Source organism: Phytohabitans aurantiacus, assembly GCF_027923225.1.
Classification (GTDB): Bacteria; Actinomycetota; Actinomycetes; order Mycobacteriales; family Micromonosporaceae; genus Phytohabitans; species Phytohabitans aurantiacus.
In genome coordinates this window covers 1-22,048 of the sequence record NZ_BSDI01000026.1, presented here as the reverse complement: position 1 = coordinate 22,048, position 22,048 = coordinate 1, and the positions used below count along the sequence as shown (strand labels likewise).

Annotated in this window: 17 protein-coding genes; 16 read left to right on the top strand and 1 reads right to left on the bottom strand. The window is 67.9% G+C overall.

Annotation, left to right across the window (positions count from 1 at the left end; all coding sequences use genetic code 11):
* The 5 genes from QMG73_RS24575 to QMG73_RS24555 all read left to right on the top strand — a co-directional run bounded on the left by QMG73_RS24575 (window position 1) and on the right by QMG73_RS24555 (window position 7,494).
* Window positions 1-981, top strand: a complete 981-nt coding sequence (locus QMG73_RS24575; RefSeq protein WP_281899423.1) for an ABC transporter permease — start codon at window positions 1-3, stop codon at window positions 979-981.
* Window positions 982-990: 9 nt separating this feature from the next.
* On the top strand, window positions 991-2,175 hold the full coding sequence (locus QMG73_RS24570; RefSeq protein ID WP_281899421.1) for an ABC transporter substrate-binding protein: 1,185 nt from the start codon (window positions 991-993) through the stop codon (window positions 2,173-2,175).
* Window positions 2,176-2,179: 4 nt separating this feature from the next.
* A complete protein-coding gene (locus QMG73_RS24565; RefSeq protein WP_281899419.1) occupies window positions 2,180-3,049 on the top strand; it encodes a sugar phosphate isomerase/epimerase family protein in 870 nt (289 codons plus the stop codon).
* A 388-nt stretch (window positions 3,050-3,437) separates the two neighbouring features.
* Window positions 3,438-5,597: an RICIN domain-containing protein gene (locus tag QMG73_RS24560; RefSeq protein ID WP_407676854.1), complete on the top strand. Its 2,160-nt coding sequence runs from the start codon at window positions 3,438-3,440 to the stop codon at window positions 5,595-5,597.
* Between the two features lie 118 nt (window positions 5,598-5,715).
* Complete coding sequence (locus QMG73_RS24555) at window positions 5,716-7,494, top strand: glycoside hydrolase family 6 protein (protein ID WP_407676851.1); 1,779 nt, start codon at window positions 5,716-5,718, stop codon at window positions 7,492-7,494.
* 69 nt (window positions 7,495-7,563) lie between these two features.
* On the opposite strand, the gene QMG73_RS24550 is transcribed toward QMG73_RS24555, so the two are convergent.
* Window positions 7,564-8,334 (bottom strand): FadR/GntR family transcriptional regulator, encoded by a 771-nt coding sequence (locus QMG73_RS24550; RefSeq protein ID WP_281899416.1) that lies wholly within the window; start codon window positions 8,332-8,334, stop codon window positions 7,564-7,566.
* 125 nt (window positions 8,335-8,459) lie between these two features.
* Between QMG73_RS24550 and QMG73_RS24545 the strand changes: the two genes are divergently transcribed.
* The 11 genes from QMG73_RS24545 to QMG73_RS24495 all read left to right on the top strand — a co-directional run.
* Window positions 8,460-9,728, top strand: coding sequence for an ABC transporter substrate-binding protein (locus QMG73_RS24545; protein ID WP_281899414.1), 1,269 nt, complete (start codon window positions 8,460-8,462; stop codon window positions 9,726-9,728).
* 5 nt (window positions 9,729-9,733) lie between these two features.
* A complete protein-coding gene (locus tag QMG73_RS24540; protein ID WP_281899412.1) occupies window positions 9,734-10,621 on the top strand; it encodes a carbohydrate ABC transporter permease in 888 nt (295 codons plus the stop codon).
* A complete protein-coding gene (locus tag QMG73_RS24535; RefSeq protein ID WP_281899411.1) occupies window positions 10,621-11,448 on the top strand; it encodes a carbohydrate ABC transporter permease in 828 nt (275 codons plus the stop codon). Before QMG73_RS24540 ends, QMG73_RS24535 begins: the two co-directional genes overlap by 1 nt.
* A gap of 1 nt (window position 11,449) precedes the next feature.
* Window positions 11,450-12,679, top strand: coding sequence for a mandelate racemase/muconate lactonizing enzyme family protein (locus QMG73_RS24530; RefSeq protein WP_281899410.1), 1,230 nt, complete (start codon window positions 11,450-11,452; stop codon window positions 12,677-12,679).
* 13 nt (window positions 12,680-12,692) lie between these two features.
* Window positions 12,693-13,517: an RNA polymerase sigma factor gene (locus tag QMG73_RS24525; protein ID WP_281899408.1), complete on the top strand. Its 825-nt coding sequence runs from the start codon at window positions 12,693-12,695 to the stop codon at window positions 13,515-13,517.
* Window positions 13,518-13,590: 73 nt separating this feature from the next.
* Window positions 13,591-15,036, top strand: coding sequence for an endo-1,4-beta-xylanase (locus tag QMG73_RS24520; RefSeq protein WP_281899407.1), 1,446 nt, complete (start codon window positions 13,591-13,593; stop codon window positions 15,034-15,036).
* Between the two features lie 227 nt (window positions 15,037-15,263).
* Window positions 15,264-16,613 carry a cellulose binding domain-containing protein gene (locus QMG73_RS24515; protein ID WP_281899405.1) on the top strand — a complete coding sequence of 450 codons (1,350 nt, stop codon included), beginning with the start codon at window positions 15,264-15,266 and terminating at the stop codon, window positions 16,611-16,613.
* A 33-nt stretch (window positions 16,614-16,646) separates the two neighbouring features.
* Window positions 16,647-18,365 (top strand): cellulose binding domain-containing protein, encoded by a 1,719-nt coding sequence (locus QMG73_RS24510; RefSeq protein WP_281899403.1) that lies wholly within the window; start codon window positions 16,647-16,649, stop codon window positions 18,363-18,365.
* Between the two features lie 43 nt (window positions 18,366-18,408).
* Window positions 18,409-19,824: a non-reducing end alpha-L-arabinofuranosidase family hydrolase gene (locus tag QMG73_RS24505; protein WP_281899400.1), complete on the top strand. Its 1,416-nt coding sequence runs from the start codon at window positions 18,409-18,411 to the stop codon at window positions 19,822-19,824.
* A 289-nt stretch (window positions 19,825-20,113) separates the two neighbouring features.
* A complete protein-coding gene (locus tag QMG73_RS24500) occupies window positions 20,114-21,418 on the top strand; it encodes a cellulose binding domain-containing protein (RefSeq protein ID WP_281899398.1) in 1,305 nt (434 codons plus the stop codon).
* Window positions 21,419-21,459: 41 nt separating this feature from the next.
* A partial coding sequence (locus QMG73_RS24495) for a family 43 glycosylhydrolase (RefSeq protein ID WP_281899533.1) occupies window positions 21,460-22,048 on the top strand: 589 nt, incomplete at its 3' end.

Sequence of the window (22,048 nt, the reverse complement as noted above, 5' to 3'; positions counted from 1 at the left end):
ATGCGGATCGCCGAGTCTCGCGTACTGCCGCGATTTGCGCGGGTCCGCCCCGGCGGCCTTGCACCGATCGTCGCCATCCTCGTGGTGTTGCTGGTCCTGCTCACCTTGCGCCAACCCGACTTCCTCTCCCCGCCGTCGTTGATGTCGTTCCTCGGCCGCTCGGCGCCGATCGTCCTGCTCGCCGCCGGCCAGTACTTCGTCATCGTCTCCGGCGAGTTCGACCTGTCCGTCGGCTCGCTCGTCACGGCGCAGGTCGTCGTCGCCGCGCGGCTGATCGACAGCGAGCCGTCGCGCTCGTGGCCGGTCGTGGTGGTACTGCTCGCGTTCGGCGCGCTCGTCGGCCTCGTCAACGGCGTGGTGACGACCCGCCTGGGCGTGCCGTCGTTCATCACCACCCTCGGCATGTTCCTGATCCTCGTCGGCGCCGTGTACCTGTGGTCCGACGGCGCACCGAAGGGCGGCCTCTCCGAGGAGTTCCGGCGGTTCGGCCGGCGCGCCTTCGAGGACGTGCCCGCGCTGGGGCGCATACCGTACGCGTTGCTGATCCTGCTCGCGGCGGCCGCCCTGGCGGTACTGCTGAGCCGTTCCGACTTCGGGCGCACCCTTGTCGCGGTCGGCGGCAACCCGCGCACCGCTGGCCTGAGCGGCGTGCGTGTCTGGCGCGCGAAGACCATCGCGTTTGTCCTCAGTGGAGTGTCTGCTGCGCTCGCGGCGATACTGCTCGGCGGGTACAGCGGCGTCTCTTTTCAAGCGGGCGCGGGCCTGGAGTTCGGCGCGATCACCGCCGTGGTCCTCGGCGGTGTCGCGCTGGGCGGCGGCCGCGGCTCGGTCGTCGGCGCGATGCTCGGCGCGCTGACCCTGGAGACGCTCTTCGCGCTCATGAACTTCTACGGCGTCTCCGGCGCCCTCAAGTCGACCGTCCAGGGCGCGATCATCCTGCTCGCCGTGGCGGTCTCATCCGTGCGTTCCTCATCCAGGTAAGGGGATTCCGTGATACGAGTCATCACCGCACTGACCACCGCCGCCGTGCTGGCGCTCGCCGGCTGCGCCACCGACGAACCGTCCCCGTCCGCGTCCAGCCCCGCCTCCGACGCCGCCGGCTCGGGCACGGGGGAGCAGTCGAAGTTCTTCGTGCGGGCCGACTACGACAAGGAGCTCGCGCTGCTCGGCGCCGCACCGACCGGGCCGGCCGGCAAGCCGTGGGAGCAGGCGCTCAACCCCACGATGGCGCAGACCGCGAAGTTCTCCAAGCCTGGCCCGTACAGGATCTGCTTCTCCAACGCCGGGCTCAACAACCCGTGGCGGCAGGTCGGTTTCAAGACCATGCAGGCCGAGGTGGAGACGCATCGCGGCCAGATCAAGGATTTCGTCCATGTCGACGCCGAGGGCAAGGACCAGAAGCAGATCGCGGACATCAACGACCTGCTCGGCCGGGGCTGCGACGCGCTCATCGTCTCGCCCAACACGACCGCGACGCTCACGCCGGCGGTCGAGGCCGCGTGCCAGAAGGGCCTTCCGGTCATCGTCTTCGACCGCGGCGTCGACACGACCTGTCCGGTGACGTTCATCAACCCGATCGGCGGGTACGGATTTGGCCACGTCGCCGCCGAGTTCGTCAGCCAGAAGATGAAGCCGGGTGGCAAGGTGCTCGCCCTGCGCATCCTGCCCGGTGTCGACGTACTGGAGACGCGTTGGTCCGCGGCGAAGGTGGCCTTCGACAAGGCCGGCGTCGACGTGGTCGGCGTGGAGTTCACCGACGGCGACCCGGCGAAGACGAAGAAGATCGTGAACGACTACATCCAGCGGTACGGCACGATCGACGGCGTCTGGATGGACGCGGGGGCGGTCGCGGTGGCGGCGGTCGAGGCGTTTCAGGACGCGGGCAAGCCCGTGCCACCGATCAATGGCGAGGATCAGCTCGACTTCCTCAAGCTGTGGAAGGACAAGAAGCTCACCGCCATCGCGCCCACCTATCCGACCTATCAGTGGCGTACGCCGATCATCGCCGCGCTGAAGGTACTGGCCGGTGAGCCGGTGTCCAACCCGTGGAAGCTGCCGCAGCCGACCATCACCGAGGACAACCTTTCCGAGTACGTCGACGCGAACATGCCGCCGCTGCACTACGCGATGTGCGGCTGCACCGACCTGCCCGGCTACCCGCAGCGCTGGAAGTAGTTCCGTGTACGCCATCGGCGTCAACCCGTGGGTGTGGGCCTCGCCGGTCGACGACGCGGCCCTGGCGAAGCTGGTCCCCCGGATCGCCGCGTTCGGGTTCGACGCGGTCGAGTTGCCGATCGAGCAGCCCGGCGACTGGGACCCGGCGCGTACCCGTGACCTGCTGGCGTCGCACGGCCTGGCCGCGGCCGGCGTCTGCGCGGTCACCCCGCCGGGACGTGACCTCGTGGACGCCCCGCCGGCCACTGTGGAGGCCACCGCGACGTACCTGCGGACCTGTGTGGACAGTGCCGCGGCCGTCGGCGCCGCCTGCGTCGGCGGGCCCGTCTACGCCGCGGTGGGGCGGACCTGGCGCATGTCACCGGCGGCCCGGCTCGCCTGCTACGCCGACTTCCGCCGCGCCCTGCGGCCGGTCGCGGACTACGCGGGGGAGCGGGGCGTGAGCATCGCCGTGGAGGCGCTCAACCGGTACGAGACGAGCGTCGTCAACACGGTCGAGCAGGCCGTGGAGCTCGTCGACGGCCTGCCACCGAACGTCGGCCTCATGATCGATACGTACCACATGAACATCGAGGAGGCCGATCCGTACGCGGCCCTCAGGTTCGCCGGTCCTTGGATCAAGCACGTTCAGGTCAGCGGTACCGACCGCGGCGCTCCCGGTGGCGACCACTTCGACTGGCCGCGCTTCTTCGCCGCGCTGGTGAAGACCGGCTACGGCGGCGCCGTCTGCATCGAGTCGTTCACCGCCCAGAACGAGGCCATCGCCACCGCCGCCTCGATCTGGCGCCCGCTCGCCCCGTCGCAGGACGCGCTGGCCCGCGACGGGTTGTCCTACCTCCGAAAGATCGTGAGCGAATCGACAGGCCTCACTTGACGCGCGGGACAGGGCGCGCCTAAAGTTCGCTCTGATGACGTCATACGTCATATGAATTGCCTGCTAGCCCGGTAGAGAACCCACCATCTCGACCGGTCTTGGTGCCGACCGCCGGACGGCTCGCCGACCGTCCGGCGGTCGGCATCGACCGGCCCCAAGCCGCCTCCGCCCCCACGTCCAGGAGGAACCCCCGGTGCGTAGACACCTACTGGCCGCGGCCGCCGCCACGACATTGGCCGCCGCCGCCGTCGTAGCCTTCGCCGCCCCAGCGTCGGCGGCTCCCACCACCGTCTACGCGTCACCGACCGGCACCGGCACCGCCTGCTCCAGCGCGCAGCCGTGCTCGCTGACCGCGGCCCAGGCCGCGGTGCGGTCGCTCAACGACGCGATGTCCGACGACATCGTGGTGCAACTGGCCGACGGCGTGTACCGGCTGGCCGCGCCCCTGCGGCTGACCGCGGAGGACTCCGGCTCCAACGGCCGCACCGTCGTGTGGCAGGCGGCCCCGTCGGCGCGCCCCGTGATCAGCGGCGCCCGGGCGGTCACCGGATGGTCGCTCGCCGACGCCGGCCGGAACATCTGGCGGGCCACCGTGCCCACCGGAACCGACTCCCGGCAGCTCTACGTCGACGGCGCCATCGCCACCCGGGCGCGCACGCAGGTGAACCGGGCCGACTTCACCGCCTCCAGCACCGGCATGCGGTTCACCAACGGCGCCCTGAGCTACCTGAACAACCTGGCCAACCAGAGCCGCGTCGAGATGGAGAGCGTCAACTCGTTCACCGACCGGTACTCGCCGGTGCAGAGCATCAGCGGAAACCTCATCACGATGCAGCAGCCGGCCTGGAACAACAACAACTTCGGGTACGACACGTTCACCAGCCCGCACCGCGCCGGCCCGCTGTACCTGGCCAACGCGTACGAGTTCCTGGACGCGCCGGGCGAGTGGTACCTCAACCCGGCGACCGGGGTCCTGTCCTACATCCCGCTGGCCGGCCAGAACATGAGCAGCGCCAGCGTGGAGCTGCCGGCGTTGCAGTCCCTGGTGAACGTCGGCGGCACCTACGACGCGCCCGCACACCACATCACGTTCAGCGGCATCACGTTCACCGGCACGAGCTGGCTCGGACCCAGCGGCAACCAGGGCTACGTGGACCAGCAGACCGGCGCCTACATGACCGGCAACTGGAACTGGCCAAGCTTCACCTCCTGCCACAACGGCTGCACGCAGTTCGAGGCCACCCGGCCGAACTGGCTGCAGATGCCGGCCGCCGTGCAGATCTCCGCCGCCAACACCGTCACCTTCAGCGACTCGCAGTTCGTCAACCTGGGCCAGACGGCGATCGGCATCGGCAACGACGCCAACGCGCACGCCAGCGGCGTGGGACTGGGCGCCAGCAACATCACCATCACCCGGTCCGAGATCGCCCGCGGCTCCGCCGGCGGCATCGTGGTCGGCGGCGTACGTGCCGACGCGCACCACCCCAGCGACCAGCGGATGGTCAATCGCGACATTACCGTCAGCCAGAACCGCATCCACGACCTCGGGGCGGAGTACCGGGGCATCGTCTCGGTCCTGAACACCTACGTCACCAACGGCACCGTGTCGTACAACGAGGTCTACAACATGCCGTACTCCGGCATGTCGCTCGGGTACGGGTGGGGGTCCAACGACGCTGGCGGCAACAACAACTACGCCAACCGCGGCCTGTACAACTACCAACCGCGGTACACGACGCCCACCACGGCGTCCAACAACCGGCTCATCGGCAACTACATACACGACGTCATGCAGCAGATGAACGACGGTGGCTGTATCTACACGCTGTCGTGGAACCCGAACGCGCTGATCAGTGGCAACTACTGCCTGCGGACCAACGGCTACTTCGGGGTGTACTTCGACGAGGGCTCGAAGTACTACACCGTCAACAACAACGTGTTCTCCAACACCGGCACCTGGGCGACCGCCAACTACTGGGGTGGCGAGAACATGGGGAACTGGACCGTCACCAACAACTGGTCGACCAACGGAAGCACCAACGTGACCAACGGCGACCGGGGCAACGTCGTCAACGGCAACGTGACGGTCACCAACGGCAACTGGCCGTCGGGTGCCCAGACCGTGATGGCGTCGGCGGGACCGCAGGGCGGCACCACCCAGCCGGGAAAGACGGTCGTCGGCGCGCAGTCCAGCCGGTGCCTGTCGGTGCCGAACAGCAGCACCACCAACGGCACCCAGCTCCAACTGTGGGACTGCACCGGCGCCACGAACCAGAAGTGGACCAACACCTCGAGCCGGCTACTGACCGTCTACGGCACCAAGTGCCTGGACGCCAACGGCCAAGGCACCAGCAACGGCACGGCGGTCATCATCTGGGACTGCAACGGCCAAGCGAACCAGCAGTGGAACGTCAATTCGAACGGCACCATCACCGGCGTCCAATCAGGACTGTGCCTGGACGCCAGCGGCGCGGGCACCGCCAACGGGACCAGGATCCAGCTCTGGTCCTGCCACGGAGGAACAAACCAGCAGTGGGCACTGCGATAGATAGCGCATCAAGGGAGCCGATCCACGTGATGCGGAACCTTCTCATCCTGCTCGCCTTCCGGGCCGGCGAGCTACACGTCAGGGCGCGCACGCGCCACGACGAGCTAGGAGAACAGCAGTGAGACTCGTGTCGAGTCGTACTTCGAAACAGCGCCTGGCGGTAGCCGCCGTCGCGGCGCTCGGATTGGGCGGCCTCTCGGTGGTCCAGGCACTTCCCGCCAGTGCCGCCACCGGTTGCAGTGTCACGTACACGGTCGCCAGCCAGTGGAACAACGGGTTCCAGGGCAGCATCGTCATTCGCAACGTCGGCGACGCCTGGACGAACTGGTCCTTGCGCTTCTCGTTCGCCAATGGACAGTCCGTGAGCCAGGGCTGGAACGGCCGGTTCGCGCAGAGCGGCTCGCAGGTGACGGTCACCAACGAGGGGTGGAACGGCAGTGTCGCCAATGGCGGCAGCGTCAACCCCGGGTTCATCGGCACCCACAGCGGCACGAACGTCGTGCCGACCTCGTTCTCGGTCAACGGAGTGGCGTGCAACGGTCCGGTCGTCACCACGCCGCCGACGAGCCCGACGGTGAGCCCCACCGTGAGCCCGACGGTCAGCCCGACGGTGAGCCCCACGGTCAGTCCGACCGTGAGCCCGCCGCCACCGGGGTCCAAGGTGGACAACCCGTACGCCGGCGGCCGCGGGTACAACAACCCGGAGTGGAAGGCCAAGGCCGAGGCGGTGGCGGGCGGCAGCCGCATCTCCAGCAACCCGACGGCCGTGTGGATCGACCGGATCGCTGCGATCGAGGGCTCGCCGAACAGCCAGTCCAACGGACCCTGGGGCGTGGAAGAGCACCTGCTCGAAGCGGTGCGCCAGGGCGCGTCGTACATCCAGTTCGTGATCTACAACCTGCCGGGCCGGGACTGCTCGGCGCTGGCATCCAATGGTGAGCTCGGCCCGACGGAGATCAACCGGTACAAGACCGAGTACATCGACCCGATCGCGGCGTACCAGGCGGACCCGCGGTTCGCGAACCTGCGGATCATCAACATCGTGGAGATCGACTCGCTCCCGAACCTGATCACCAACGTGTCCGGCCGGGCCTCCGCCAAGCCGATCTGCGACACGATGAAGGCCAACGGCAACTACCAGGCCGGCATCGCGTACGCGCTGCAGAAGTTCGGCGCGATCGGCAACGTGTACAACTACATCGACGCCGGCCACCACGGCTGGATCGGCTGGGACGACAACTTCCGCCCCACCGCCCAGCTGATCGCCGATACCGTGCGGCTGTCGGGCAGTACCGCCAACGTGCACGGTTTCATCAGCAACACGTCGAACTACTCGGCCCTGGTGGAGCCGTACATCACGGTGAACGACCAGACCCGGCCGTCGAAGTGGATCGACTGGAACCGGTACAACGACGAGACCTCGTACGTCCAGGCCCTCCGGCGGGAGCTCATCACGCAGGGCATGCCGTCGACCATCGGGATGGTGATCGACACTTCGCGCAACGGTTGGGGCGGCGCGGCTCGGCCGACCGGTCCGCGTACCACGGGCACGCTCGACGAGCAGATCAACGGATCGAAGATCGATCGACGCATCCACAAGGGCAACTGGTGCAACCAGAGCGGTGCCGGTATCGGTGAGCGGCCGCGGGCCAACCCCGGTCCCGAAGGCATCGACGCCTACGTGTGGGTCAAGCCTCCGGGCGAGTCGGACGGCTCCAGCCGCCTGATCGACAACCCGGACGGGAAGGGCTTCGACCGGATGTGCGACCCGACGTACACCGGCAACGTCCTCAACGGCAACAACATGAGCGGCGCGCTGCCGGACGCCCCGATCTCCGGCGCGTTCTTCCCGGCGCAGCTGACACAGCTGATGCAGAACGCCTACCCGCCGCTGTAGGCGAGCGCCGGAAGCCGGCGGCGGGGCCCGAGTGAGGTGCGGGCCCCGCCGCCACCCCGGTTGGCGAACCTATCGCCGCAGCCGGGTCGGCTCGTCCGGCCCGCTGCGGCGCACCACCCACGCGTCCGTGATGTGAGTGAACATCGCTTCGGCGGCGCCTTCGGGGTCGTGTGCGGCGATCCGTTCGTAGATGCGCCGGTGGCCGCGGTTGGACGCCACGCACAGGGCCCGCGCGGTGCGGCCCACATAGCGGGAGGTCTTGACGACCTGGCTCTCCAGCGCGCGTACGACGGCGCGGGCGATGCGATTTCCGGACGCCCGCATGATGGTGTCGTGGAAGGTCGCGTCGTGGGCGTGGTAGGCATCCAGGTCGTCGACGAAACCGTCCATCTCGTCGACCAGGCGACGTAGCCGGTCGACGGTCTCGTCGTCGGCCAACCTGGCCGCGACGTTCGCCATGTCGGACTCCAGCACGCGGCGCGTCACGACCACGTCGTCGAGGATGGCGAGGCTGTCATCCAGCGCGATGGTCGCCCCGAGCACGAGCTCGTCGAGCATGTTCCACATCGCGGGTGGCGTGACGGTGGTGCCTGTGCCTTGGCGGACCTGCACCAAACCCTTCTCCTGCAGAACCTTCATCGCCTCGCGGATGACGGTGCGGCTGACCGAGAAGGTCTCGCACAACACCGGCTCGGGAGGCAGTGAGGTTCCCGAGGGGTGGACTCCACGGACGATCCGCTCGACCAGTTCGGCGGTGATCGCCGTGGCGAGGTTGGCCGGTCGTCTGGTCCAGGCAGGGGACCCGGCGACGCCTGTGGCCGGCTGTGCTGGTGCCGTCATCTCACCCTCCGTGGCTCGCGGGGCCGCCGCGGGCGCCCCTCACTATACGCGAGTGTATTGACGTCATACGTCATACGAGTTACCTTGCCGTGTATTCGCCGGCCGCCTCGGACGAGGGAGCAGCAATGAAGCAGCGTGCACTGTGGACGGCCGCCCTGATCGCCGCGCTGGCGTTGGCCGGCTGTGGAAGCGCCTCGGATTCCAACTCGTCGTCCGGCGCTTCGGACGGCAAGCTCGTCGTCTGGGACTGGAAGTCCGGCGACGCCACCGCGGCCTCATATATCGAGAAGGCGAAGGCCGACTTCGCCAAGAAGCACCCCGGCGTGAAGGTGGAGTTCGTCGCGCAGCCGTTCGAGCAGTACTACACCTTGCTCGGTGCCGCCATCCAGTCCGGCAAGGGTCCGGACGTCATGCTCTTCAACGGCGGCGGGCAGATCCGCGACCGGGTCGACGCGCTCCTGCCACTGGACCAGTACGTCGGCGACGACAAGCAACGCCTCGCGGGCTGGGACGCGTTCACCAAGGACGGCAAGACCTACGCCGCCCCGGTGACGCTGCAGGGCCACCCGATCTACTACAACAAGTCTCTGTACAAGAAGGCGGGGCTGGACCCGGAGCGGCCGGCCGCCAACTGGAACGAGTTCGTCGCCAACTGCGCGACCATCGCCACGAAGACCGGCGCCAAGTGCTTCGCACAGGGCAACAAGGAAGGCATCGGCATCCAGTTCTTCCTGTCCGGCCTGGGGTCCGGCGTGCTCACGCCGCAGGAGTACGACGACTGGATCGCCGGCAAGCGGAACTGGGCCTCGCCGAACGTCAAGCGCGTCTTCGCCCTCTGGAAAGAGGTCAACGACAAGGGCCTGAACAACGACGGGGCGAACTCGACCGCGATGTTCAACGACGCGTTCGCGGTGTTCCAGTCCGCCAAGGCCGCGCACGTCATCGGCTTGATGTCGGACATCGGGCACTGGAAGGACTTCGCCGAGTTCCTCAACGCCGAGAACGTGGGCGTCATGACGTCGCCGGTCGTGACGGCCGGGGCGACCCCGAGCCTGCCCTACGACGGTGGCATCGGCTACGCCGTGGCGAAGTGGACCAAGGACCCCAAGGTCGCCGCCGACCTGGTGCGGTCGCTGACCTCCACCGAGGCCCTGAAGGCGTTCTACGCCGACGCGGGAGCCATCGCCGCGGACACCACGATCGACGTGTCCAGCGCGGGCCCCGCCGTGGCGACGATCGTCTCGGAGACCAAGGACGGCAAGCCGGCCCTGCACGTGGCGCTCTCGTCCAAGACGGTGGAGCTGATGGGGCGGTTGTCGCAGCAGCTGCTGAGCGGATCGGTCACCGTGGACAAGGCGGTCGAGGAGCTCGCCAAGTCGGACCAGGCGAGCTGATCCAGTTGCCGGGGCGGGGTATGCCGGGCGGGCGGCGCGCCGAACGGCTCGCGCCGTACGTACTGGTCGCACCCGCCGTCCTGATCATCGTGGTGCTGCGGTTGTGGCCGCTGCTGCTGGGCGTCAACTTCTCGTTCACCGGCGACGGCGCGCGCAACGGCATCGCGGTCGGCCTGGACAACTACCGTGAGCTGCTCGACGATCCGCTGTTCCGCACCGCGCTGCGAAACGTGGGACTGCTGGTCCTGCTGCTGCCGGTCGCGGTCGCGATACCGGGGCTGCTGGCCACCTTCATCTACTTCCGGGTACCCGGGCACCGCCTCTTCCGCGGCGTCTACTTCTTCCCGGCGGTGCTCTCGCCGGTGATCGTCGGCGCGATCTTCAACCTGCTGCTGGCCTTCGACGGCCCGGCGAACGCGGTACTTGGAGGGCTCGGTATCGGGCCGATCGACTGGCTCGGCGACCCCGATGTGGCCATCTTCGCCGTCGTCGGCGTGCATGTGTGGGCGACGTTCGGGATGGGGCTGGTCGTGTTCCTGGCCGGATTCGCCACGCTGGACTCCGCCCTCGTGGACGCCGCCCGGGTCGACGGCGCGTCGCTCGCGCAGACCATCTGGCACGTCATCGTTCCCGGCCTGTCCCGCACCATCCAGTTCGTCTTCGTCACCACGATGATCGGGCTGCTGACCTCCATGTTCGGGCTGCTCTACATCATGACCAGCGGCGGCCCGGAAGGCTCGACCTACCTGCCCGAGTACTACATCTGGATCCAGCAGGGACAGATGAACCGCCCGGCGCTCGCGTCGGCCGCGTCCACCGCGTTGTTCTTGATCATGCTGGTCGTCGGCTTGCTGCAGGTCAGCCTGCTGCGCCGGGCGGGACGAGAAGACTGATGTCCCGCACGCGGTTGAGCAGATGGCTGATCGCCGTACCCATGGCGCTCCTCGCCGTGGCGACGATCTACCCGCTGCTGTTCACCGCCAACGTGGCGATGAAGACGCGCCGGGAGTACATCCTCGACCGCTTCTCCCTGACGGGCACCCTGCACTGGGAGAACCTCACCACCGCGTGGAACAGCGCCGGCATGGCGCGCTACTTCCTCAACTCGCTCATCGTGGTGACCTGCGCCGTGGCGCTGCTGCTGCTCATCGGATCCATGGCCGGCTTCGCGCTGGGCCAGCTGCGGTTCCGCGGGTCGTCGGCGCTGTTCCTGGTCTGCCTGGCGGCGCTGTTCATCCCGTTCCAGGTGATCATGGTGCCGCTGGCGAGGATCATGGCCGACGGCGGTCTCATCGACACCTATCCAGGGCTGGTCCTCGCCTACGTCGCGCAGTTCCTGCCGTTCACCGTCTTCCTGATGACCAGCTACTACCGGGCGGTGCCACCCGAGATCATCGACGCCGCCCGCATCGACGGCAACACCTCGTACGGCGTCTATCGGCGCATCATGCTGCCGATCGGCGCCCCCGCCCTGCTGTCGGTGGGCATCCTCAACGCGCTGTTCTGTTGGAACGACGTGCTCATCTCGTTGCTGATGATGCCGTCGGCCGATCACCGCACCCTCATGGTGGGCGTCACCTCGCTGCGTGGCCAGTACTCCGACGACATCCCCACCTTCGCGGCCGGCGTCCTGATCGCCGCCGTGCCGGTCCTGGTGATCTACCTGTTCCTCCAGCGCCAGATCGCCGACGGCGTGACCGCCGGCGCGACGAAGGGCTGACATGCGGATCACCGGATACCGGACCCTGACCACGGTGCAGGAGTGGGGCCGACCCGTCGGTGACGCCAACGGCGTCTACGCGGACGGCGTCATGTCCGTGCCGATCATCATCGTCCACACCGATGAAGGGATCACCGGAGTCGGCCTCGGGCCCCACGTGGAAGCCGAGACGGTCTTCGCCGCGCTGGACGGGCAGGACCCCCGCGCGGTGACCGCGTTGTACGACCGGATGCTGCGGCAGACCTTCAAAGCCGGCCACACCGGCGTCGTGTTCGGCACGATCGGCGCGTTCGACACCGCGTTGTGGGACATCAAGGCACAGGCGGCCGGCGAGCCGCTGTGGCGGCTGCTCGGCGGCCGCGAGCGCACCGTCCACGCCTACGCCTCCGGCCTCGACTTCGGCCTGACCGACGACGAACTCGTCGCGGCATACCAGGTCTACGCGGAGCTCGGGCTCCGAGCGGCGAAGCTCAAGGGCGGCCTGGACATCGAGCGTGACCGGCACCGGCTGGCGCTGGTGCGCGAAATCTTGACCGAGGCGGCGCACGGGATGCGGCCGGGGCTGATGCTCGACGCGAACGAGTCGTGGAGCCGCAAGCAGGCGGTCCGCCACGTCAGCGAGTTGGAGCGCACCTTCGACCTGGCCTGGATCGAGGAGCCGGTCCGCCGCTGGGACGCCGACGGCCTGGCCACCGTCAGCCGCGGCGTACGAGCGGCGGTCGCCAGCGGGGAGAACCTGACCGGGCTCGAACAGTTCCGCCCCCTGATCGCGGCGGGTGGCCTGGACATCGTCCAGACGGCCGCGGTCTGGGGAGTCACCCATTTCCTGCGCGTCGCGGCGCTGGCGCACGCCTTCGACCTGCCCGTCAGCCCTGTCGGCACCACGCCCGTCGGCCTGCTGCACGCCGCGACGTCGGTGCCGAACCATATCGCCAGCGAGCTGCAGGACCTGCGGCCGCCGGTCGGCGTCGCGCTGGACCTGCACGTGGCGGACGGCGCCTTCGTCCTCGGAGACCTGCCGGGGCTGGGCGTCCGGATCGACGAAACCGTCATCGCCGCGGCGCGTCATGGAAAGACGAGCGCGCCCAGCGGACCGCACGTGCGTCCCGAGCATGCCGGCCGCCGGCTGGTCGTCACCGCGGACCGCGGCGGCGCCGCGCACCAGCCGCACCCGGTGGACGTGCGTCCGGTGCCGGTGAACGCCGAGGTGCCACAGGCCGCCCGAGGCTGACCTCGAGGCTGTGATGCCGGCCGGCAACGAGGCGAGTCTGGTCGTCGCGGCACGGGCCGGCGACCGGCGGGCGCTCGACCAGCTCGTCACCGAGTACCTGCCGCTCGTGTACCTCATCGCGCGCCGGGCGCTGGGCGAGCTGCCCGATGTCGACGACGTCGTGCAGGAGACCATGCTCCGCGCCCTGCGCGAGCTGCGGACGCTGCGCACACCGGAGAGTTTCCGGCCCTGGCTGATGACGATCGCGACCCGGCAGGTCAGCACCCACCTGCACCGGCGGCAGGCCGACGCCGAACGCACCGCGGCCCTCGACGAGGTGACCGAGTCGCCGGATGTCGACGCCGAGGACCTGGCCGTGCTGTGCGCGGAGCTGTCCGGCCAGCGCAGGCAGGTGGTACGCGCCAGTCGGTGGCTCGATCCGGACGACCGGGAGCTGCTGCCCCTGTGGTGGTTGGAGACCGCCGGCCGGTTGACCCGCACCGAGGTCGCGGCGGCGCTGTCGGCCAGCCGGGCGCACACCGGCGTTCGCGTCCAGCGCATGCGTCAGCAGCTGGACCTGTGCCGGTCGCTCGTCGCCGCGCTGGACGCGCGTCCACGGTGCCGGCGGCTGTCCGCTCTGGTGGAGGGGTGGGACCGCCTGCCCAGTCCACTGTGGCGCAAGCGCGTCACCCGGCACACCCGGTCGTGCGCTCTCTGCGCCCGCGCCGCCGATGGTTTGCTTCCCCTCGAGCGGCTGCTGCCCTTTCCACTGATGCTCACACCGAACAATCACGGTCAGGAATGTGTTACCAACGGGCGGGCTCGAAAGTCCACCAATGCATCGATGTTCGCCTCTTGAAGGCCTCGAAACATTCTGGCAATCTCACATTCATCGATGCTCGTGCGTGCGTGTATTTCGAAGGGTACTGACAATGAGAAATCTGCTCCATTCGAGCGCTCCGGCGCGACGGCGGCGGAGGACCGCGATCGGTTCCTTCGCGGTGGCCGGGCTGCTCGCCGCGGGCGCGGCGCTGGTGTTCACGGGCACGGCCAACGCGGGTACGACGTTGGGCGCCTCGGCGGCGGAGAAAGGCCGCTACTACGGCGCGGCGGTCGGGACGTACAAGTTCAACGACAGCACATACATGACGGTTCTCAACCGTGAATTCAACAGCGTGGTCGCCGAGAACGAGATGAAGTGGGACGCGACCGAGCCGCAGCGGGGAGTGTTCAACTACGGAGCAGGTGACCGGATCGTCAGCCACGCCCGCTCGCGTGGCATGTCGGTGCGCGGGCACACGCTGTTGTGGCACGCTCAGCAGCCGGGGTGGGCGCAAGGGCTGTCCGGTGGTGATCTGCGGAACGCGGCGATCAACCATGTGACTCAGGTGGCGACGCATTTTCGTGGTCAGATCCACTCGTGGGATGTGGTGAACGAGGCGTTCGCCGACGGTGGCAGCGGTGGTCGTCGGGACTCGAACCTGCAGCGGACCGGCAATGACTGGATCGAGGCGGCTTTCCGTGCCGCGCGTGCGGCTGACCCGAACGCGAAGCTCTGCTACAACGACTACAACACCGATGGGGTGAACGCGAAGTCGACCGGTATCTACAACATGGTGCGGGACTTCAAGGCTCGCGGGGTGCCGATCGACTGCGTCGGGCTCCAGTCTCATCTGGGCACGTCGATCGACTCGTCTTACCAGGCGAACATCCAGCGCTTCGCCGACCTCGGCGTTGATGTGCAGATCACCGAGCTTGACGTCATGCAGGGCGGTAACCAGGCGAACATCTACGCGACGGTGACGCGTGCCTGCTTGGCGGTGTCGCGGTGCACGGGTATCACGGTGTGGGGCGTGCGGGACTGCGACTCGTGGCGTGGTTCGGACAACGCGCTGCTGTTCGACTGCGCGGGCAACAAGAAGCCGGCCTACACGGCGGTCCTCGACAGGCTCAACGGCGGCGTGACACCGACCCCGACGAGCCCGAACCCCACGAACCCCGCCGGCAACCGGCTGCGGAACGAGGGCTCCGGACGCTGCCTGGACGTCAGCTCCGCGAACTCCGCCAACGGCACCGGGACCCAGATCTGGGACTGCCACACCAACACCAACCAGCAGTTCACCCAGAACGGCGCCGCCCTGCAGGTACTGGGCAAGTGCCTCGACGTCCCACCCAACGCCACCGGCGGCACCCGGGTACAGATCTGGGACTGCCACGGCGGCGCCAACCAGCAGTGGACGTTCAACGGCAACGGCACCATCAGCAGCGCCCAGACCGGACTATGCCTGGACGTCAACGGCGCCGCCACCACCAACGGCTCCGCGGTCATCGTGTGGAGCTGCCACGGCGGCACCAACCAACGCTGGGCACGAGCGTGACCACCTCCGCGACCAAACGGCACCCCTCGACATAACAGTTTTTGGTCGATAGTAAAAAGTGTTATGTGCTGGCGTCGTCGAAAGTCGTTCGTCGAAAATTGTTTGCCACTTACGTATTGACAACTCCCTCTTGATGGATGCGAAACAATCTGGCAATCTCTCAAGCACTAATCGGGAGCGCTCCCACATATCGATAGGGAGCTTTCCAACATTGCTGGGAGTTGCAGATGGTGAGGCGCAGATCCTTCCTGAGTGCCGTCGCGATAGCGGCGGCACTCGTGGTTGCCGCGGCGGGTGTGACGCTCAGCGGCAGGCTCCACACCGCGTCAGCGGCGGACGTCGGCACGCTGGCGGCTTCCGCTGGCTGTGGAAAGGCGCCCACGCTTACGAGCGGCACGCGGTCGATCCAGAGCAGTGGCAAGAATCGCAGCTACATCCTGCGGATCCCGGACGGGTACGACCGGAACCGGCAGTACCGGTTGATCTTCGGGTTCCACTGGCGGGGCGGTACCGCGGTGGATGTCGACACTGGACAGACCGTGCTGCGGGACGTCTGGTCGTACTACGGCCTGCGCCAACTGGCTAACAACAGCGCCATCTTCGTGGCACCGCAAGGGCTCGGCAACGGCTGGGGCAACGCCGGCGGCGAGGACGTGGTGTTTACCGACGACATGATCCGTCAGATCGAGGCGGACCTGTGCGTCGACACGTCGCAGCGGTTCGCCTTGGGCTTCAGCTGGGGCGGCGGGATGTCGTACGCGCTCGCCTGCGCGCGAGCCACCGTCTTCCGCGCGGTCGCGGTCTATTCGGGCGGCCAGATCAGCGGCTGCAGCGGCGGCTCGCAACCCATCGCGTACCTGGCCGCGCACGGCGTCAGCGACGGCGTCCTCGGCATCTCCGGTGGACGGTCGCTACGCGACAGGTTCGTCAGGAACAACGGCTGCGCGGCCCAGAACGCGCCCGAGCCCGCCCGGGACAGCCGGACGCACATCACCACCACGTACTCGGGCTGCCGGGCCGGGTACCCGGTGGTCTGGATCGCGTTCGACGGCGGCCACGACGCCAGCCCGGCCGATGGGGCCAACCGCGACGCACCGGCGGCAGTCAAGGGTCGCGTGACCTACCTGCCGGGGGAAACCTGGCGGTTCTTCACCCAGTTCGGCGGCACGACACCGCCGAGCAGCCCGCCTCCCAGTAGCCCACCGCCGAGCAGCCCGCCGCCGAGCAGCCCGCCCCCGAGCAGCCCGCCCCCGAGCACCGGAGCCTGCCGCGTCACCGCGGCCGTCAACGCCTGGAACAGCGGCCTGACCGAGGACCTCACCATCACCAACACCGGCACCGCCGCGATCAACGGCTGGTCGCTTCTATTCACCCTCCCCAGTGGACAGACCATCACCTCCGGCTGGAACGCGACCTACTCGCCGTCGTCGGGACAGGTGACAGCCAGGAATGTCTCCTACAACGCCGCCATCGCGCCCGGCGCGTCGGTGAGCGTCGGCTTCCAGGCGAACCACACCGGCAACACGGCCAAGCCGCCGTCCTTCACCCTCAACGGCGCGTCCTGCGCCACCAGCTGACGTGCCTGTCATCCCTATTCCAGGAGTGTTTCGATGAGGAAACCCAGAGCGACCACCGCCGCCTTACTGTCGGCCGGCGTCGTGTTGCTGGCGTCGGCGGCGGTCGCCGTGGCGCTGCCCGCCTCCGCGGCCGCGGGCTGTTCGGTGAACTACGCGGTCTCGTCGCAGTGGCAGGGTGGGTTCGGTGCGAACGTCACCATCACCAACCTCGGTGATCCGCTGACGAGCTGGACACTGACCTGGTCCTACAGCGCGGGCCAGACTGTCACGCAGGCGTGGAACGCGACGGTGTCCCAGAGCGGCGCCGCCGTAACGGCCAGGAATGTCAGCTACAACGGGGCGGTCCCGACCAATGGCACGGTCTCGTTCGGGTTCAACGGTTCGTGGACCGGCAGCAACCCCGTACCGACCAGCTTCGCGGTCAACGGCGTGGCCTGCACCGGTGGTCCGGCGCCGACCACCCCGGCCACCACGCCGCCGACCACCCCGCCCACGACGGGACCGACCACGCCGCCGCCCTCCGGGCCGGCGGACATCACGGTGAACACCGGCACCAGGTACCAGACCATCGACGGGTACGGCGCCGCGACGGCGATCTGGGGCGGCAACTGGTCGACGGCCGAGACCCAGACGCTGGTCGGGATGGGCCCGAACCAACTTGGACTGTCCATTGTGCGCACCGGCATCTCGCCCGTGTCCAGTGAGTGGGCGACGCATGTGAACGCGTTGAAGACGGCGAAGTCGTACGGATCCAACGTGAAGATCCTCGGCTCGCCGTGGACGGCACCGGCGGCGTGGAAGACGAACAACAGCCGGATCAACGGCGGCAAGCTGCGCACCGACTACTACGACGACTACGCCAACCACTTGAACAGCTACGTCCAGTACATGCGTGGCCAGGGCGTGACCATCGACGTCACCTCGGTGCAGAACGAGCCGGACTGGCACCCCGACTACGACTCGATGGACTGGAGCGGCACCGAGCTGCGCAACTTCGTCCGCGACCAGGGCGCGAAGGTGCAGAACACCAAGCTGATGGTCGCCGAGGCGGTCAACCTGAACTACAGCTACACCGACCCGACGCTGAACGACGCGGCCGCCCGCAACAACATCGGCTACATCGGCGGTCACCTGTACGGCACCGAGGCATCCGGCCGGCTGAGGTCGTACCCGCTGGCCGACCAGCACGGCAAGCCGGTGTGGATGACCGAATGGAACCTGCACGCGGCCGACGGCAACGGCTCCAACATCTGGGGCAATCCCGGCAACCAGACGGTCTGGAACGAGACCCTCGACGACATCATGCGCACCGTGCACCGGGCGATGGAGGGCAACTGGAGCGCCTACGTCTGGTGGTACGGCAAGCGCTACTACTCGTTCATCGGCGATGGTGAATCAGCCTATGGCACCACCGCCGGCGCACCTCTCAAGCGCGGGTACGCCTTCTCGCAGTACTCCAAGTACGTGCGCCCCGGCTATCAGCGGGTCGCGCTGACCAAGAGTTCGAAGGCGTCGCCGCTGGAGGTGACCGCGTATCAGGGTGGCGGCAAGGTCACGCTGGTGATCCTCAACCGGTCGAACAGTGCCGTCAACAACGCCATCGTCCAGGCGCCGCAGAACGTCACCCGGGCCGAGCACTTCCTCACCTCGGTCACCGCGAACGCGGCCAGCCAGCCAGTCGGGGTCAACGGTGGACAAGCCACCATCAACGTCCCCGCACGCAGCATCTCCACGGTCGTGTTCACGCTCTGAAAACCGTGACCGGGCCCATCACATCCCCGTAAGGAAGGTGCTTATGTCAAGACTCAGGGCGACCGTCGCCTTGGCCTCGACCGGCGTCGCGTTGCTGGTGGCGGGAGCGGCCGTCGTCGCACTGCCCGCCGGTGCCGCGGCAGCCGGCTGTTCGGTCAACTATGCCGTGTCGTCACAGTGGCAGGGCGGGTTCGGCGCCAACGTGTCGATCACCAACCTGGGTGATCCGTTGACCAGCTGGACGTTGACGTGGTCATTCGGCGCCGGGCAAACCGTGACGCAGGCGTGGAACACGTCGTTGACGCAGAGCGGTTCGGCGGTGACGGCGAGGAACGTGAGCTACAACGGCTCGGTTCCGACGAACGGTACGGTGGCATTCGGTTTCAACGGTTCGTGGACCGGCAGCAACCCGGTGCCGACAAGCTTCGCCGTGAACGGCGTCGCGTGTACCGGTGGCCCCGTGCCGACGACCCCGGTGACGACGCCGCCGACCACGAACCCGACCACCCCGCCGCCAACCACGCCGCCGCCGACCACGTCGCCACCCAGCACGTGCAATCTTCCGTCGAGCTACCGGTGGTCCTCGACGGGTGCGTTGGCTACCCCGCGCTCGGGGTGGGTGTCGCTGAAGGACTTCACGCACGCGCCGTACAACGGCCGGCAATTGGTGTACGCGACCACGCACGACTTCGGAACGCGCTGGGGTTCGATGAACTTCGGCCTGTTCACGAACTTCTCCGACATGGCTTCGGCCAGCCAGAACCCGATGCCGTTCTCCGCGGTGGCGCCGTCGTTGTTCTACTTCGCGCCGAAGAACATCTGGGTATTGGCCTACCAGTGGGGCGGCCCGGCGTTCTCATACCGGACCTCGACCGATCCCACGAACGTGAACTCGTGGTCCGCGCATCAGACGCTGTTCACGGGAAGCATCTCCGGCTCGGGTACGGGGCCGATCGACCAGGCGCTGATCGGTGACGGCACGAACATGTACCTGTTCTTCGCCGGGGACAACGGCCGGATCTACCGGGCCAGCATGCCGATCGGGAACTTCCCGGGCAACTTCGGTTCGGCGTACACCACGATCATGACCGACTCGACGAACAACCTGTTCGAGGCGGTGCAGGTCTACAAGCTCCAGGGCCAGAACCGGTACCTGATGCTCGTGGAGGCGATCGGCGCGCAGGGCCGGTACTTCCGCTCGTTCACGGCCACCAGCCTGGGCGGTACGTGGACGCCGCAGGCCGCGACCGAGAGCAGCCCGTTCGCCGGCAAGGCCAACAGCGGCGCCACCTGGACCAACGACATCAGCCACGGCGAGCTGATCCGCAGCAACGCCGACCAGACGATGACCGTTGATCCGTGCAACCTGCGGCTGCTGTATCAGGGCCGCGCCCCCAACTCCGGCGGCGACTACGGCCTCCTGCCGTACCGGCCGGGCCTGCTTACGTTGCAGCGTTAAGGATGTATCCGCGGCGGCGGGGTTCGGCACAAAAGAGCCCCGCCGCTTTCCGGCCGCGTGTCCCCGGGCCGTGACCAAGCAACACCCGTCGACATAACAAAAGTCTCGAATGTTTTTGCTACTTGCGATTTTCTGATTCGATCGACGCATCGACAGTTTCCTCTTGATGGATGCGAAACAATCTGGCAATCTCACAAGCACCCATCGGGAGCGCTCCCACATATCGATGACAGACATTCTGCTACTCAGGGTTGTTAGCGCTAACACGCTGCTGCGGAGGAGTCACATGATGTTGAGGCGCAGATCCTTCCTGGGAACCGTCGCGGTGGCGGCGGCTCTCGTGGTGGCCGCGGCGGGCGCGATGCTGAGCGGCAGTCTCCACACCGCGTCGGCAGCGGACGCCGGCACCATGGCGGCGACCGCCGGCTGCGGCAAGGCCCCGACGATCGCGAGCGGCACGCACACCATCCAGAGCGGCGGCAAGAACCGCAGCTTCATCCTGCGGGTGCCGGACGGCTACGACCGCAACCACCAGTACCGGCTGGTCTTCGGGTTTCACTGGTGGGGCGGGACCGCCACGGACGTCGCCACCGGGCAGACCGTGCAGCGCGACGTGTGGGCCTACTACGGCCTGCTGCGCCTGTCGAACAACAGCACCATCTTCGTCGCGCCGCAGGGCATCAGCAACGGCTGGGCAAACTCCGGCGGCGAGGACGTTGTCTTCGTCGACGACATGCTGCGCAGGATCGAAGACGCCCTCTGCGTCGACACCACGCAGCGCTTCTCGGTGGGCTTCAGCTACGGCGGCGGCATGAGCTACGCCCTGGCGTGCGCCCGGCCCAACGTCTTCCGGGCGGTCGCGGTGCAATCCTCTCCCGGCACGCTGAGCGGTTGCAGCGGAGGCACCCAGCCCATCGCGTACCTCGGCGTGCACGGTATCGGTGACAGCGTCGCGAGTGGACGGTCACTGCGCGACCGGTTCGTGCGAAACAACGGCTGCGCGGCGGCAACGCCACCGGAGCCGAGGGCCGGCAGCCTGACCCACACCGTCTTCTCGTACTCGGGTTGCCGTGCCGGATACCCGGTGGTCTGGGCGGCCTTCGACGGCGGTCACATCGCCGCACCGCAGGACGGCGCTGGCGGCGACAGCGGCTCGCGCACGTGGGTTCCCGGTGAGGTGTGGCGATTCTTCACCCAGTTCCAGGGCGTCCCGCCCACCACGACACCGCCCACCACACCGCCGACCACGCCTCCCACCACCCCGCCGTCTACGCCGCCGACCAGCGAGCCCGCGGGTGCCTGCGCCGCCACCTACCAGATCACGAGCCAGTGGCAGGGCGGCTTCCAGGCAGAGGTGAAGGTGACCGCCGGTGCGAGCGCGCTGACCGGTTGGCGGGTCAGCTGGACGTTCGCCAACGGCCAGGCCATCACCCAGATCTGGGGCGGCCGCAACGCGCCCAGCGGCAGCACCCAGAACGTCTCCAACGAGACCTGGAACGGCAACCTCGGCGCCGGCGCGTCAGCCACGTTCGGCTTCATCGGCTCCTGGAACGGCACCAACAGCGTTCCCGCTTTGACCTGCGCGCGGGCATGACCGGGGGAGTGGCTATGAGATTCGCGAAGCTTCCCGCCTGGATGACTGTCCTGCTCTGCGTGCTGGCCCTGTCTCCGGGAATCGCCAGGGCCGACAACCCGATCGTGCAGACCATCTACACGGCCGATCCGGCTCCCTTGGTGCACAACGGTCGGGTGTATCTCTACACCGGGCACGATGAGGACGGCTCGACCTATTTCACGATGCGTGAGTGGCGGGTGTGGTCGTCCGCGGACATGGTGAACTGGACCGACCACGGCTCTCCGATGAACCTGGGCACCTTCAGTTGGGCGAGCGCGGACGCGTGGGCGGGTCACACCATCTACCGCAACGGCAAGTTCTACTGGTACGTGCCGGTGAAGAACCGGGCGACGAACTCGATGGCGATCGGGGTCGGTGTCTCCGACAGTCCCACCGGGCCGTTCCGGGACGCGATCGGCCGCCCTCTGGTGGTCAACGGTGAGATCGATCCGGCGGCGTTCATCGACGACGACGGGCAGGCGTACCTGTACTGGGGCAACCCGAACCTGTGGTACGTGCGGTTGAACCCGGACATGGTCTCGTTTTCGGGCAGCGCGACCCGGATCCCGTTGACGACCGCTGGATTCGGCACCCGCAGCGGCAACCCGA

Excerpts from the sequence above, each read along its gene's own strand:
- QMG73_RS24575 (WP_281899423.1), top strand. The coding sequence starts at position 1 with ATGCGGATCGCCGAGTCTCGCGTACTGCCGCGATTTGCGCGGGTCCGC.
- QMG73_RS24560 (WP_407676854.1), top strand. The coding sequence starts at position 3,438 with ATGTCCGACGACATCGTGGTGCAACTGGCCGACGGCGTGTACCGGCTG.
- QMG73_RS24550 (WP_281899416.1), bottom strand. The coding sequence starts at position 8,334 with ATGACGGCACCAGCACAGCCGGCCACAGGCGTCGCCGGGTCCCCTGCC.
- QMG73_RS24545 (WP_281899414.1), top strand. The coding sequence starts at position 8,460 with ATGAAGCAGCGTGCACTGTGGACGGCCGCCCTGATCGCCGCGCTGGCG.
- QMG73_RS24535 (WP_281899411.1), top strand. The coding sequence starts at position 10,621 with ATGTCCCGCACGCGGTTGAGCAGATGGCTGATCGCCGTACCCATGGCG.
- QMG73_RS24530 (WP_281899410.1), top strand. The coding sequence starts at position 11,450 with ATGCGGATCACCGGATACCGGACCCTGACCACGGTGCAGGAGTGGGGC.
- QMG73_RS24525 (WP_281899408.1), top strand. The coding sequence starts at position 12,693 with ATGCCGGCCGGCAACGAGGCGAGTCTGGTCGTCGCGGCACGGGCCGGC.
- QMG73_RS24520 (WP_281899407.1), top strand. The coding sequence starts at position 13,591 with ATGAGAAATCTGCTCCATTCGAGCGCTCCGGCGCGACGGCGGCGGAGG.
- QMG73_RS24515 (WP_281899405.1), top strand. The coding sequence starts at position 15,264 with ATGGTGAGGCGCAGATCCTTCCTGAGTGCCGTCGCGATAGCGGCGGCA.
- QMG73_RS24510 (WP_281899403.1), top strand. The coding sequence starts at position 16,647 with ATGAGGAAACCCAGAGCGACCACCGCCGCCTTACTGTCGGCCGGCGTC.
- QMG73_RS24505 (WP_281899400.1), top strand. The coding sequence starts at position 18,409 with ATGTCAAGACTCAGGGCGACCGTCGCCTTGGCCTCGACCGGCGTCGCG.
- QMG73_RS24500 (WP_281899398.1), top strand. The coding sequence starts at position 20,114 with ATGTTGAGGCGCAGATCCTTCCTGGGAACCGTCGCGGTGGCGGCGGCT.